Source organism: Kordiimonas pumila, from assembly GCF_015240255.1.
GTDB classification, from domain to species: Bacteria; Pseudomonadota; Alphaproteobacteria; order Sphingomonadales; family Kordiimonadaceae; genus Kordiimonas; species Kordiimonas pumila.
Genome location: NZ_CP061205.1, coordinates 1,662,421 through 1,676,729, shown reverse-complemented (window position 1 = coordinate 1,676,729; position 14,309 = coordinate 1,662,421). Strand labels below are relative to the sequence as shown.

At 46.9% G+C, this 14,309-nt stretch carries 11 protein-coding genes; 2 read left to right on the top strand and 9 right to left on the bottom strand.

All coding sequences use genetic code 11. From position 1 onward, the window contains the following. Positions 1 to 8 precede the first annotated feature (8 nt). The 3 genes from ICL80_RS07105 to ICL80_RS07095 form a co-directional block, all read right to left on the bottom strand. Positions 9 to 3,002, bottom strand: a complete 2,994-nt coding sequence (locus tag ICL80_RS07105) for a response regulator (RefSeq protein WP_194215395.1) — start codon at positions 3,000 to 3,002, stop codon at positions 9 to 11. A gap of 333 nt (positions 3,003 to 3,335) precedes the next feature. Next, positions 3,336 to 4,757, bottom strand: coding sequence for an aldehyde dehydrogenase family protein (locus ICL80_RS07100; protein ID WP_194215394.1), 1,422 nt, complete (start codon positions 4,755 to 4,757; stop codon positions 3,336 to 3,338). Between the two features lie 27 nt (positions 4,758 to 4,784). After that, a complete protein-coding gene (locus ICL80_RS07095) occupies positions 4,785 to 5,666 on the bottom strand; it encodes a fumarylacetoacetate hydrolase family protein (RefSeq protein ID WP_194215393.1) in 882 nt (293 codons plus the stop codon). A gap of 188 nt (positions 5,667 to 5,854) precedes the next feature. Between ICL80_RS07095 and ICL80_RS07090 the strand changes: the two genes are divergently transcribed. Beyond that, entirely contained in the window at positions 5,855 to 6,646 is a 792-nt protein-coding gene (locus ICL80_RS07090; RefSeq protein ID WP_194215392.1) for an acetoacetate decarboxylase family protein, read from the top strand. Between the two features lie 102 nt (positions 6,647 to 6,748). On the opposite strand, the gene ICL80_RS07085 is transcribed toward ICL80_RS07090, so the two are convergent. Genes ICL80_RS07085 through ICL80_RS07075 form a run of 3 tightly spaced genes read right to left on the bottom strand, consistent with a single transcriptional unit; the run spans position 6,749 to position 10,830 of the window. Beyond that, positions 6,749 to 8,209: an aldehyde dehydrogenase gene (locus tag ICL80_RS07085; RefSeq protein WP_194215391.1), complete on the bottom strand. Its 1,461-nt coding sequence runs from the start codon at positions 8,207 to 8,209 to the stop codon at positions 6,749 to 6,751. Between the two features lie 39 nt (positions 8,210 to 8,248). Next, the gene (locus ICL80_RS07080; protein WP_194215390.1) at positions 8,249 to 9,535 is read right to left on the bottom strand and encodes a glutamine synthetase family protein; all 1,287 of its coding nucleotides are present in this window, start codon (positions 9,533 to 9,535) and stop codon (positions 8,249 to 8,251) included. Positions 9,536 to 9,567: 32 nt separating this feature from the next. After that, positions 9,568 to 10,830 carry a cytochrome P450 gene (locus ICL80_RS07075; protein ID WP_194215389.1) on the bottom strand — a complete coding sequence of 421 codons (1,263 nt, stop codon included), beginning with the start codon at positions 10,828 to 10,830 and terminating at the stop codon, positions 9,568 to 9,570. A 214-nt stretch (positions 10,831 to 11,044) separates the two neighbouring features. On the opposite strand from ICL80_RS07075, the gene ICL80_RS07070 reads away from it, so the two are divergent. Further along, a complete protein-coding gene (locus ICL80_RS07070; protein ID WP_194215388.1) occupies positions 11,045 to 11,926 on the top strand; it encodes a DODA-type extradiol aromatic ring-opening family dioxygenase in 882 nt (293 codons plus the stop codon). A gap of 68 nt (positions 11,927 to 11,994) precedes the next feature. Here the strand turns inward: ICL80_RS07070 and ICL80_RS07065 are convergent, their stop codons facing one another. The 3 genes from ICL80_RS07065 to qhpR all read right to left on the bottom strand — a co-directional run bounded on the left by ICL80_RS07065 (position 11,995) and on the right by qhpR (position 14,297). Then, on the bottom strand, positions 11,995 to 12,831 hold the full coding sequence (locus tag ICL80_RS07065; RefSeq protein ID WP_228073846.1) for a type 1 glutamine amidotransferase: 837 nt from the start codon (positions 12,829 to 12,831) through the stop codon (positions 11,995 to 11,997). Between the two features lie 29 nt (positions 12,832 to 12,860). Continuing rightward, positions 12,861 to 13,175, bottom strand: a complete 315-nt coding sequence (locus ICL80_RS07060; RefSeq protein WP_194215387.1) for a 2Fe-2S iron-sulfur cluster-binding protein — start codon at positions 13,173 to 13,175, stop codon at positions 12,861 to 12,863. A gap of 93 nt (positions 13,176 to 13,268) precedes the next feature. After that, positions 13,269 to 14,297, bottom strand: coding sequence for an AraC-like transcriptional regulator QhpR (gene qhpR, locus ICL80_RS07055; protein WP_194215386.1), 1,029 nt, complete (start codon positions 14,295 to 14,297; stop codon positions 13,269 to 13,271). Positions 14,298 to 14,309: the final 12 nt, after the last annotated feature.

Sequence of the window (14,309 nt, the reverse complement as noted above, 5' to 3'; positions counted from 1 at the left end):
CCACCACCCTAATGTAAAGCAAGGCTCAGTTGTTTATGCATATTTTGCAAAACAACCTGTAGGTTTTCCGCCCCTTTTTGCACGATTGCAATTGTCTGCTCAGATAGGTAAGCACGCTCTTGTTCCGTGAGTGATTTTGCTGTCACAACAATAACAGGTATATCAATATTAGACGGCATCGTTCTAAGGATTCTCAAGAACTCAAAGCCATCCATTTCAGGCATCATAAGATCAAGGAGGATAAGGTCTGGCTTTCCAAACTCTCTAATGCGATCAAAAGCTTCAACGCCGTTGCCAGCCACAACTGAATCGCTGCCTAGTTCCCGTGTGTAGCGCACAACAAGGTCACGGGCGTCAACATCATCTTCCACCACAAGAACATAAGGATCTTCTGCAATATTCAAATGCCTGCGCAGTGCCATAACAAGGGCATCCCGGTTTATCGGTTTTGTTAAATAATCAACGGCACCAAGTGTTATACCCTTTTTCCTATCATCAACAATCGTGCACATGAAGGTTGGTATATCTTTGGTGTCATTGTTACTCTTTAAAAGGCTTAAAATTTCCCAGCCGGTTATATCGGGCATAATAACATCCAGTAGAATAGCGTCTGGCATTAGCTTTTCAGCAAGCTTAATACCTTCTGCGCCCGTTGATACTGTCGCCACTTGATAGCCTTCTCGTGTAAGATACCGTGTCAAAATCTCCTGAGATGCTCTATCATCATCTATAACAAGTATTCTATTTTCCATCTCTTTTGAGGCAGGGAGAAGAACAGTATTTTCCATTATTTGAACAGGCTCAGTATTCAGCATAAGCGGGATCTTTACTGTAAAAACTGACCCTTCCCCCTCCGTGCTTTCAACCCCTATGGTGCCTCCCATCATCTCAACAAACCTTTTGCTAATTGCAAGGCCAAGGCCTGTACCACCATATTTGCGGCTTAGGGAGGAATCGGCCTGTGTAAACTCATCAAATAAACACTCTAATTGATCAGGAGGAATGCCAATACCTGTGTCTTTAACACTTAGCCTAAGCCAGTTAGAAGGGTTGCCGGGGCTTTGCCCTACCGTGAACAAAATTGTACCTTCTGTGCAAAATTTCGAGGCGTTACTCAGCAAATTTAAAATTATCTGCCGTAACTTCAGCGAATCTGTTTTTACAGCCCCTATCTGGTCCCCATCATACTTGACCACTAATGTGTTATTGTTTTTCTTGGCTAAACCTTCCGCTGTTAACACCACCTCATCCACCAATGAATCAAAATTCACTTCAGCAACAGATAGCTCCATCTTTCCGGCTTCAATTTTGGAAATATCCAAAATATCATTCACCAGCGCCAAGAGGTGTTTACCGGCTCCAAAAATTCGCTTTATATCAGGTGCCATCTTGGATGCTGGATCATCCTCCAAATCTTCAAGAAGCATTTCGCTATAGCCAATAATAGCATTTAACGGCGTTCTTAGTTCGTGCGACATATTTGCTAAAAATGCTGATTTAGCGTAGCTTGCTTGCTCAGCCTTGTCTTTTTCAGCGGCTAATCGTTCCTGTGTATGCTTCAGTTCAGTTATGTCTGTTGAAATACTAGTAACAGAACGAATACGACCGTCTTCACTTTCCAGCGGAAAATGAACAGTAAGCAGGGATAGATTTTTAAAGTCAGTAACTAAGGTATCTTCGGTTCTGATGGGTGCCTTTTTCTGCAGTACACACCTATGGTTTTCACTATCACTTTGGGCAAAGGATATATCAAAAATGTCTTCTGGTTTTTTGCCTATAATATCCGAACTTACTTTGCCTGCCAGTTCTTCAAATTTTTGGTTCACAAAAATGTAAGCTCCATCTATATCCTTAACAGAGATAATAGCGTCTGCATTGGACACCATTTTTTGCAACACCAAGCTTGATCGTTTTGCTTTGCGTTTTTCAAGAAGATAGCCACTCCACACCCAGCAAATTACAGCTAAAAGAATAAGCAGTGCGGCAAGAACCACTTTTCCAACCCATCTCTCCCATAGGCTTCGGCCTTCAAGGTTATAGAAATTCACCACCTTCCAAGCACCTGCCCCTTCAGCAACTTCAAGAATGGGTGCCACTGAGTTTAAAAGTTTGGGGGGTTCAATGGTCTGAAACACAATAATGTAATTATCGCTCACATATGTCCCACTCGCATTTGCTGATATGCTTTTCCATGCATCTGGGTAATATCGTGCAAAATTTTCTCGGCCATCAAACATGAAAGACCAGAGTTTGGTGTTTTCCTCGCCTGCCAGCCAATAACCAGACTCGTTTAGCAACATCGACTTTTGTAACCGCTCTGGATTATATGAAAACTCTTTTAACAACCCTTTACCAAGCACATTAAGCACAAGAACACCTGAGAGCGTACCTGTCTTGGTATAAAGCGGTGTAGCAAGTCTCAGCATGGGGTTCCATGGCTCTTGAATTTGGCCGTGCTCCACATTCAAATCAAGAGGCGAAATATACAGGCCACCTCGTGGCAATGTGATGACTTCAGAAAAATAATATCTCTGGCTTTTATTTTGCAAGTCTTCATCGTCATAAATTTTCGGCGCCCCATCCATACTGTCAAGACGAACTATTTCCGCGCCTTCTGCGTCCAGAATACGGATTTGGGCAATATATTTTTTCTTCGAAATGGCGTTTCTAAAAATCTCTTCAAGTGTATTTTTATCTGCCTCTACACCTGTCTCGGCAAACTGTAAAACTGAAGGTAACCCAGATAAAAATAAAAGATCGTCCCCCATTGAACTCAAAGATGTATTTAGGTGACTAGTCTGTACATCACTTAAAGCAGCAAGAGAAAGTTGAATGCGCTCATGTTTGCTCGCTTCCTGATAGTTTACGAAAGTAACAAGAAGCCCAACACCCACAATCACACTGACAAAATATAAAAATAGAAATAAACGCCAACGCTTCCCTTGGGCATCAATCAAACTAGAAACCCCAGACTCTGGACCCACATCTACTTGCGACAGCATAAAAATTCTTCTCTTTAAAGTGTACACAACCCTTCCGTTGAGACAAACTCGGCACACAAACGGTTTGTAAAACATCCGTGATGTTTTCAGAGAATTTTGAATCGACCCCCAAGCCGACAATTAAGCAAAAAAACCGTGTGTTCTTACAAATGTCTCAGCATCAACGCTAGCAACAACACGTTAATAATTCCTTTACTAAATAAGTCACTCAGCAAGGAGCTGTTTTATAACATAGCGCAAAATAATCATAGAAATGGGGCCTATACATGCAAAAAAAACGGGGCGAACACAAAGTGTGCTCGCACCGTTTTATGCTTTAATTTAGCGAATTACTTAAGCAGCGCCACCATAAACCGATTTGGTTTCAAGGAATTCTTCAAGCCCGTAAATGCCCCATTCACGGCCATTACCTGAAGCTTTATAACCACCAAATGGTGCCGCGCTATCGAGAGAAGCGCCGTTAATATGCACCATGCCCGTGCGTAGCTCTGCCGCCACCGCATAAGCCGCCGCTTTATCAACGCCCCAAACATAACCAGAAAGGCCATATTCGCTGTCATTCGCCATGTCGATCGCTTCTTCTACCGTTTCATAGGTCATTATAGATAGAACCGGGCCAAATATCTCTTCCCGTGCAATTGTCATGTCAGGTGACACCTTGCCAAACACCGTTGGGCGGATAAAATAGCCTGTATCGAGACCTTCTGGCATATCTGTACCACCCGCGATCAGATCTGCACCCTCATCAATACCGGTTTTGATATAACCCCGTATCTTATCAAACTGCATTTTACTGGCAACAGGACCAATATGAGCATCACTTTCAGGGGCGCCCACCTTAACAGATTTTGCTGCCTTCTCTGCAATTGCCCTCACATCATCATACAGTGCTGCTGGCACCATTAGACGCGTTGGTGCATTACAGCTTTGACCAGAGTTCGACATAACTGATTTCACACTAACAGCTATCGCCTTCTCAAGGTCAACACCTTCCAGAATAATATTGGCTGACTTGCCGCCCAGCTCAAGCGCAACGCGCTTCACCGTTGGTGCCGCGTTTTTAGAGATCATAACACCAGCCCGTGTTGAGCCGGTGAAGGAAACCATGGCAACATCAGGGTGCGATGTCAGCATATTACCAACCGTATCGCCCGCACCGTGCACAAGGTTAAACACACCGGCAGGCAAACCAACACTGTGGCAAATTTCGGCCAAAATAGCCGCATCAAACGGTGTGATCTCGCTTGGTTTTAAAACCATGGTGCACCCAGCTGCAATTGCAGGAGCAACCTTGGTTGCTATCTGGTTCATGGGCCAGTTCCACGGCGTAATAAGCGCACACACACCAATTGGTTCCTTGAGCACTTTTGTCGTGCCCATGGTTTCTTCAAATTCAAACTTCTCCAGCACATCAATAACCGCACCAAAATGCTGCGGGCCAGAGGGAGCTTGTGCATTGCGTGACAAGCCCCTCGGTGCGCCCATTTCAAGAGAGATAGCATCGGCGATTTCGTCATTGCGCCGTATCAGTTCTGCATTGATGGCTTTCAGGTATTCAAGCCGCTCGGCGACAGTTGTTTTACTGAACGTTTTAAAAGCGCGTTTGGCAGCAAGTATGGCTTTTTCTGCATCAGCGGCAGAGCCAAGTGCTACAGTTCCAGCCGGCTTTTCTGTTGCCGGGTTAATCACATCAACCGTTGTTGCCTCTATAGGGTCTACCCACGCACCATCAATATAAAACTGTTTACAATCCACTACATCACCTATTCCTGTTTTTAACTGCTAGTCCTTCAGCGCAGTTTCATAAAACTGTGCTCCTTGGCCACCAGCAGCGCGTTTACCACGATGTTCCCAGTCGCCGCCCATTGCAGTTGAGATCACCTCTTCCGATTCTGTTGGCTGGGCACCAACATCACCGCGAATGGGCGTTGGACCATGCACAATCCTGTTGCGCAGTGTGCCAAGGCCCTCGACTTCAACTTCAACCACATCACCCGGCTGTACCGGGCGGCTGTTTGCGGGCGTACCAGACAACAAAACATCGCCCGGTTCAAGTGTTATTGTACGAGCAATATCAGCAACAAGATAGTGCATATCCCATTCCATTTCATCTGTTGTCGAATTCTGCTTGATTTCACCGTTGACAATTGTACGGATTTGTTTGCCTCTGAAATCCCAGTCATCAACTATGCCAGGGCCGATTGGGCACAAGGTATCTGAGCCCTTCACCCGCAGCATTGAACCCGCATCTGTATCTCTAAAATCGTGAAGGCCGTAATCATTTGCCGGTGCATAACCCGCAATATAATGGCCAGCTTCTTCTGGGCTAACGTTCCTGCAATGCCTGCCAATAATGATCGCAATTTCACCTTCGTAGTTCAGCCATTTGCACCGCTCTGGCCGTACAATATCACCGTCATGGCTATTAAGGGCCGTAATTGGCTTATGGAAATAGGTAGGGGCTGCAGGCAACTTGGTAATAAACTCATCAACCCGGCTCTGATAGTTCAGATGCACACAGATAATTTTGCTGGGTTTGCACGGCGGCAAGTGCACTGCATCTGATATTGCAAGCGTGCGCCCGTCACGAGACACCAGTTCATTTCCTTCGCGGCGAACCATTGTTGGGTAACCATCAAGAAGGATGCGTCGATATTCTGCCATAACCTTAAACCTCTATATTTTTAAGCTGGTAAAAAATATGCGTATTCTTCGGGTATAGTGCTTAGCAAATGCGGACAAATACGGGGCATTATACCACCTCCTGTCGTTCAGTCATTGGTTCAATGTACCAGAAAGCATAGTTTGAAGGCAGTTATACTAATTTCAATGCACGTTTAAAGGATGACCAAATGAAAGGTTTTATGTACCCGCGCACGGACACTGGTAAATCGTCAATCCTGCCACCAACACCGTGGCACTATTCTGGCGAATTGATTACGTTTGAATACCGCGTGGACCCAGCCGAAGTGGCAGCCTTACTCCCTGAAGGCATGGAACTTGCGGACGAAGACCCCGGTGCCATCGCCTTTATCTGGGCTGACTGGCAAAGCTGCTCTGATAGTTTTGAAGAACTGCTCGACCCCATTCGCTGCCAGTATAAGGAAGCGTTCGTGGTTATCCGGTGTAAATATCAGGGTAAAACCTACTCGCGCTGCGCTTATATTTGGGTTGATAAAGACTATGCTATTCTGCGCGGCCAACACCAAGGCTACCCAAAAAAACTGGGATCCATCCACCAAACCCGCGTTTTTGCGCTAGGTAAAGCTACACCGCGCCTTGAAAAAGGTGGTAAATTTGGCTGCACGCTTGCGGCATATGACCGCCGCCTCGCAGAGGGCCGCTTTGAAATAACCGCTGAGGCTGAAAAGCCTGGCTTTGTAAACGGGCACCCCATGCTTCATAATCGCTGGATGCCTGCAATTGAAGGCAACGGCACCGACAGCCTCAATGAAGTTGTTACCATGTCAGGTTTTGATGGCCAAATGGGCCGCTGCTTTAAAGGTAATATTGATTTTAGCCTTTTTGATTCTCCCGTTGAGGAACTAACCCGCCTAAAACCAAAAGAAATAATCGGAGGTTACTGGCACGAAGTTTGTACCAGTTGGAAAGCCGGCACAACACTGGCGCGCAACAACCTGTAATTATAAAAGGCCGGGAAACCCCGGCCTTTTTCTTTGCTGACAAAGAGGGCGCTGCCAGTTATGACAGCGCCCTAGTTTTGGGAAACCCGACTAGATAAATAGTTAAGCAACAGACCCGTCTAAAATCTGGATCGTTTTAAGTTCCGAATGAAAATCAAGGGCATAGTCGCCACCTTCACGGCCAATCCCGCTGGTGCCAACACCGCCAAACGGGGCTGTTAAATCCCGCACAAGGAAACAGTTTACCCACACAGTACCTGCCCTTATGGCAAGGCCCATACGCTCAGCGCGTTCGGCACTCGATGTATAAACAATGCCAGAAAGCCCATATTTTGTACTATTCGCAAGCCTTACGGCGTCTGCTTCATCCACAAATGTTTGAAAAGTTAGAACCGGGCCAAAAATTTCACTTTGCACAACTTCTGAAGCGTTGCTCTTTGGCTCGATCAGTGTGGGCTCATACCAAAGCCCTCCTTCTTTAAAGACCTTGCCGCCGCGTACAATTGTGTCACCATTTTTACGGGCCCGCTCAACAAAGCCTGCCACCCGCGCCATGTGCACGGGGTGAATCATCGGCGAGATTGTCGTGCTTTCATCGCGGCTGTCTCCCATCACATGCTGGTCGGCATAGTGATGGAACAGTTCTAAAAACTTATCCCTAATTGATGCCTGCACCAAAATGCGTGTGCCCGCCAAACAAACCTGCCCAGAATCGTCAAACTGGCCAGCCGCCTTTTTCGCCGCCGCATCAATGTCTGCATCCTCAAACACAATCAAAGGGCCTTTACCGCCCAGTTCCGCAGTAAAAGGTACTATATTTTTAGCCGCAGCCACTCCAATATGAACTGCCGTTTCGGGTGAACCTGTAAAGGAAATACGCCGCACACGCGGATCAGATACAAGGCCTGCGCCCACTTCCTCGCCAATACCCTGAACAATATTAAACACACCAGCCGGGAAACCAGCTTCCACAATCAGGTCGCCCAGAAGTGCCGCAGAAAGCGGAGACCATTCCGCAGGCTTTAATATCACGGTGTTTCCTGCAGCAAGCGCCGGTGCGCATTTCCAGGTAGACAACATAAACGGTGCATTCCACGGTGTAATAATCACCGTTGGACCAGCAGGCATACGAACAACACGGTTAGCCGTTCCTTTGGAAGACCAAACCCGCTCTTTATAATCGACCGCTAAATCAGCATAGTTGCGAAAGTTAAGCGCACCGCGCGGGATAAGTCGCAGACGCAGGCTTTCGTGCAGCATGGCCATATCCATGCACTCAACGATAGCTAGGTCTTCTTTACGCTCTTCTATTAGGTCTGCAAGGCGGTGCAGATATGTTGCGCGCTCTGCGGAGCTGAGGGCAGCCCACGCTGGAAAAGCCTGTTCAGCGGCAGCAACAGCCTGCTGTGCTGTTTCGCCATCACCGCGCGCAATGCGGCCAAGCTCAACAGACCAGTTAAGCGGCGAGTGCACAGCAAATGTTTCTTTCGACGGAACACGTTTACCGCCTATTAAATGATCAGGTGAAATAGAAACACCTTCAACTATAAATCGGTTAGACACGGATCGCTCTCCTGTCATGCATAAATACAAGGCATAGGTTTATATAAACGGGCTATAATAGTTGAATTCCCACTCGCTGGATTTGCCTTCGGCTTCTTCCAGTTCCGCTTCCTTGATAGCAAGAAAGTTGGCAACAAATGTTTCACCGAGCGCCGCAACCAGCTTTGTATCAGCTTTCAAGGCCTTTAAGGCGCTTGCCAAGTCAGGCGGAGTATGCCGGTCTGTACTAACCGTTTCGAAGCTGTCGCCTGTTTCTGGCTGAGGAATGTCATACCCCTCTGTAACGCCAAGAAGTGCGGCTTGCAAAACAGTTGCCGCCGCCACATACGGGCTAACAGCACAGTCTGATTGCCGGTGTTCAAGCCGTGTACCCTTGCCGCGCTCATTGGAAACGCGGGTAGTGGCACCCCTGTGGTCATAGCCCCAGCTTGCCCAGTAACCAGCAAGGCTATCAGCCGTTAAACGGCGGTATGAGTTTGTTGTTGGTGCCAATAAACCAGCCATGCCTTCGTGGTGCTCAACAAGACCTGCAACACATTGTTTTGCAAGAGAGGAAAGGCCGTCCGCTTCGCTTGTATCAGCAAAGGCATTATTACCGTCCTTATCCCACAAGCTAAAGTTCACATGAAGGCCGCTTCCGCCCGCTTCTTCAAGCGGTTTGGGCATAAAGCACAGCAAAAAGCCCTTACGAAAAGCCAGTTCACGTGCCATTAACTTAAATAGAAAAACATCATCAATTGCTTTTAAAGCATCATCATACTTCAAAGTGAGTTCAAACTGCGGGCTATCATACTCTGAGTTCATGGATTCAATTTTGAAACCACACCGCATAGCCTCTTTCCATATATCATCCATCAACCCTGCCGGGTCAGTTGCAGGACCTGTGCCGTATACATAAGCGCCGGGTGTATCATACGGTACCCATGCACCGTTTTCGCCGCGCTGAAACACAAAAGCTTCAAGCTCTATACCAATTTTAGCTGTATACCCGCGCTTTTGCCACGCTGCCAGTGTACGCTTCAAAAGGCTACGCCCGCACATAGGCAGCGGTTCCCCTTCAAATTCCAGGTCTGCAATCACAATTTTGCAATTGTCTTCCCAGCTTTGTACCGCGTCTGCCAAATCAAACACGGCTTCAAGGTCAGGCAAGCCTTCGAGCATTTTAGCGCCGGGGGCATCAATCAGTTTTCGGCAATAGGTAACAGCGTAAGCACCGAGGCAAAACTTTACGTTACCACGCTCAGCATACGAGCGTGGTACATATTTACCGCGCGCAAGGTTCAATTGGTCTGCAAATAAAACCCTAATTCTTTCTTCAACTGACATTTACAAATCCTTTTCGCCCAAACCAGACGCTATTATTTTAATTTAACCGCAAGAGGCAGCTTTTTAATTCCGCCAATAAAGTTGGACCGCAGAAAAGTGTGCGGCGCTGTTTGTTCAAAGCCATCCACCACCTTAACAATTTCCTGAAGCAGCGTTTTTACTTCCAGTTTAGCAAGCCACATACCAAGGCACACATGCGGGCCGCCCTGACCAAAGGACACAAACTTGTTTTGCTGGCGGGTAATATCAATCGCATCGGGGTTCGCAAACACCGTCTCGTCTCGATTTCCGGCAGCAAACCACAGAATAACCTTATCGCCTTCTTTCACCGTTTTATTATGATAATCAAAATCGCGAGTAGCAGTCCGCCTAAAGTACATGGTAGGAGAAGCATAACGGATCAATTCATCTGTTGCCGTATCCCATAGCGCATCGCCGTTTGCCTTCAACTGCTGCATCAGGTGCTTTTCGTTGGCAAGCGCATGGAGCGATGCTGCAATACTATAGCGTGTCGTATCGTTCCCTGCTGCCACCAATAGACAAAAGAAATTACGGAACTCTGCATCACTCATGCAGGTGCCATCTTTCATTGGCTGTTTCACAAGGCTCAAAACACCAACATCTTCACCTTTTTTAATGCGTTTAAGCTGGTCATTCGCATAATCAAACAGATCAACCGCTGCAGGGGACCGGAAAGGCAACAGCCGGTATTCTTCGGTATCCACCTTATCGACCACAAAATCACTATATTCTGGGTCTGTATTCGCGATCAGGTTATCACCGCGTTCTACCAGCCAGTCGGCATCTTGTGCTGGCACACCTAGTATTTGTGCCAGCATCCGCATGGGTAGCTGGCGCGCTATTTTATCAACAGCATCAAATTCTTTTTCCTGAAAAGTTTCTTCAAACAAATCAACCACAATGCTGCGAATTTGCTGCTCGTATTGCGCTACAGTCGCCTTGGAGAACGCTTTATTCACTAACATCCGTGTTTTGCGGTGGTCGGGCGCATCTGTCTCCTGAAAGGTTTTGCGCGCCTCATATTCTTCCTCTGACTGGTCTTCAATGCGAATACCTCGCGCGGAACTCAGCAGCTCTGGCTGTTTATTCAAATCCATAATATCTGCGTGGCGGGTGATAGACCAGAAACCCCGCCCATCTTCCTCTGGGCACCATGCCAAAGGATCATGTTGCTGCATACGCTTAAATGTTTTTAAAGGTGGTCCCTGAATGAAAGAATCATGCTTTGAAAGGTCGGCGTTTTCATCCGCATTGAATGAATAGGGAAATGACATACTACTCTCCACCACAGCAAAATGAGCCACTAGAAAAACGGGCACCCAACAGGAAGCGCCCTCCTGATCTTCACTATGCCTATGTTACCCTTAGGGTTCTTAGCAATTGTGGTCAAAGTTGGTGTATAATGGCCTTTACAGGCCTTGCCATTGGACCAGCCCCTCTGAATCAGGCACTTTTTGATCAAAGCTAATATCCAAACAGGAGGACACTATGGGTGAAATTGTTGGTGTTGGGCTGGTGTCACATGCACCGCCAATCATGATGCCTCAGGAAACACGTTTTGCTTTGAATGACGGGAAAGAAATAACCCTCGTTCCGGGGCTGAAACAATTACGCAGTGAAGTGATTGATGTCTTAAAACCAGATGCTGTTATTGTGTTTGACACACACTGGTTTTCAACAGTTGAATTTATCATTACTGGGCATGAAAGGCGCAGTGGTAAATATACCTCTGAAGAGCTACCTCGCGGCATGAAGCAAATACCCTTTAACCTGAAAGGGGATGCAAGCCTTGCAAAGCTTGCTGCCGCAGAAGCTGTAGCATCAGGCGTGCCTTGTATTGCAAATGATGACCCCTACCTGCCCATCCATTACCCAACCATTAATATCGCGCATTTTTTGCATAGCGATGAGCGGGATGAAGCATGGCTTTCTGTTAGTGTTTGCCAAACAGGCACGACAAAGAATTTTTTAGATGTAGGAAAAGCCATTGGCGAAGCCGTTAAAAAATCTGGCAAACGTGTTGTCTTGCTTGCAAGCGGCGGCATGAGCCACAGGTTCTGGCCTCTTGATGAACTTATCTATCATGAAGCATCTGACCCCATTCATGTATTCACACCAGAAGCACGCGCCGCAGACGAGCAACGCCTTGCATGGTTTAAAGCAGGTGATCATGCGTCTGTTATCAACAATATGGATGCTTATATGGAGCACAAACCAGAAGGCAAGTTTGCCCACTATCTTATGATGGCATCTGCCGTTGGTGGCACAGAGTGTAAAGCCACAGGCCGGCTGTTCGGTGAATATGAAAATTCAACAGGTACCGGGCAGGTTCACGTATGGTTTGACCGCCCAGAAAATGGCTGGACCTAAAGAAGATATCTACAACAGATACAAAAACGGGGCCAAACTGGCCCCGTTTTATTGTGTGCAACGTCGGTTCATTTCAGGATAAACGCCTTTACCCAATTCTGGATTTCAAGTGTTTGGTAAGCATTATCAAGTATATCACTGTCAATTGCCAGTTGCCATGATGCGGCCTTATTAGCTGGATCACTTGCAAGTATACGCACGTTTTTAATATAAGCGTTTAACGAAGCTTCATCTTTAAAAAAGCCTTCAGCCATCATATCTGCCGCGTACAGCCCCAGTAACTGCGCAATATTCGATAGCTCAAATTCAGGATGATATTGCATTGCCCACACTTCAGAGTTCGCAAGTGGAATAATGGCCGCCTGCACATGACTATGCTTGTTTGAGGCTAAAACCGTGCTGCCAGAAGGCAGTTTTACAACTTCATCATAGTGTATACACGGGCTATCGAAAACCAGACGTTTACCGGCATATAATGGGTGTGCCTGCCCCTCTGCTGTTAGATGAATTTTACGGGCAACGCCAATCTCTCGGCCAATTGGGCTGCGCTCTACTGCACCGCCCCCTGCAAGCGCCGCAATTTGCAACCCCCAACAGCTCCCAAGAACTGGCAAACCTGCATCTGTCGCCTGCTTCAAGAGCTCAATCTGGTTTAACACTTCAAATGTCGTATCATAGCAGTGCAGGCCAGAGCCACCAACAATAAACCCGTCGTACCCTTTAAGGTCTGTGCCAGATGGCATCTCAGCATCTCTATCGGCGGCATATACTGTATCAATATCAATTGCCGGAAAATATCTGCGCACAATATCAGCGTAGGTTTCGCCTGCCATTTTGATATTCTGCTTTTGTGCCTTTTTACGGCTTTGGGCTGGGTTGCCCTCCATTACCAAAATACGCGGCAATAATGCCTCCTGTTACATGTGAAATATGGTCAGAAATTTTCAGGTACCGTAATCTCAATGCCGTCTAAAGCTTCTGTCATGGCAATTTGGCACCCAAGGCGCGATGTGGCACACCGTTCTTCTGCCATATCGAGCATATCATCCTCATCTTCCGTCATGGGTTCTAATTCCGTAAACCAGCTATCTGCTACAATAACATGGCATGTGGCACAGCTTAAACAGCCACCACAGGTGCCTTCAACCCCAACACCTGCATCGCGGCCAGCTTCCATGATGGATACACCAATATCCGCTTCAACAGTTTCTTTTACACCGTCTGCCCGCGTGAAAATAATATCTGGCATAGCATGCCCCTTATGGTTACGTGATGGAGCAATTATGACAAAGAAAGCAGGCTAACACTTAACAAAAGCGGCCATCTTAAAGGGTAACCATACTCACATTATAGCGCAGTACTCTGTGCGCTCTACTCGCCTGAAATCTTGTGGTGTCATACCGCACCACCGCGTAAAGGCCCGCGAAAAACTGCTATGCTCTGAATAGCCAAGGCGCAGTGCCGTTTCTGAAAGCGATATATTACGGCGTGTTTTAAGTTCAAGCGACGCAACCCGCATACGGCATTCATCGAGTATAGCCTGAAAGGATACATCTTCCGTTGTTAACTTGCGGCGCAAAGTTCGGCCAGACATACCCAGTTCACGCGCAATAGTATTCTGGTCCACACGCCCCTGCCCAAGCTGGCTATAAATTTCTGTTTTTACCCGCTCTGAAATCGGCATATTACGCTTTTTATAAATAACCTTCTTACTCAAGGCATTTAACGTTTTTGCGGCCACTTCATAATCAGGGTTAAAGGGCCTATCAAGAAAGCTTACAGGAAACCTGATCATATTTGCTTCGCCGCCGTATGTACAGTGCGTGCCTACACACGAAGCAATATCGCTTTTCACGTCGCTGCGTTCACATTCAAGTGTTACTTCCACTTCATGCCAGCTATAGCCCGCGACCTTTCGAATAAGCTGCAAGCATAGCCCAAGTGTAAAAGCGGCATCACAGGTACGCGGCCATATGTTAGGGTCGAGAATACGGTAACTGATAACAGAAAACCGTTCCCCTGTTTCAAAGCTAAGCTCTGTTGCATCTTGCAGCAACAGAAAATAATCAGTGAAGCGCTTCAACGCACCCCGCAAGGTTTTTGCAGATAAGATCGCCTCGCCCACATCACCAAGAACCGAAAAATCATATGTCTCACCAGCACGCCAAAACAGGTTGGGGCGCTTAACATTGTTGCCAATTTTTTCTAAAAGCGCGACAAAATCGGCAAGGCTTATTTCATGTTTGTTAGAACTACTGCTTGCAAACTCAAGCTCGGAAATACGGTTAATTTCAATATTGGCAACTTCGCTGCGTTCAAATAATTCACGCCATCCTGCAAGAACTGCCAAGTTAACACGGGCTTCAATCACCACACACCTCCA

Bases quoted from the DNA above. Each gene is read 5' to 3' on its own strand.
- ICL80_RS07105 (WP_194215395.1), bottom strand. From the start codon at position 3,002: ATGCTGTCGCAAGTAGATGTGGGTCCAGAGTCTGGGGTTTCTAGTTTG.
- ICL80_RS07095 (WP_194215393.1), bottom strand. From the start codon at position 5,666: ATGGCAGAATATCGACGCATCCTTCTTGATGGTTACCCAACAATGGTT.
- ICL80_RS07090 (WP_194215392.1), top strand. From the start codon at position 5,855: ATGAAAGGTTTTATGTACCCGCGCACGGACACTGGTAAATCGTCAATC.
- ICL80_RS07080 (WP_194215390.1), bottom strand. From the start codon at position 9,535: ATGTCAGTTGAAGAAAGAATTAGGGTTTTATTTGCAGACCAATTGAAC.
- ICL80_RS07075 (WP_194215389.1), bottom strand. From the start codon at position 10,830: ATGTCATTTCCCTATTCATTCAATGCGGATGAAAACGCCGACCTTTCA.
- ICL80_RS07070 (WP_194215388.1), top strand. From the start codon at position 11,045: ATGGGTGAAATTGTTGGTGTTGGGCTGGTGTCACATGCACCGCCAATC.
- ICL80_RS07060 (WP_194215387.1), bottom strand. From the start codon at position 13,175: ATGCCAGATATTATTTTCACGCGGGCAGACGGTGTAAAAGAAACTGTT.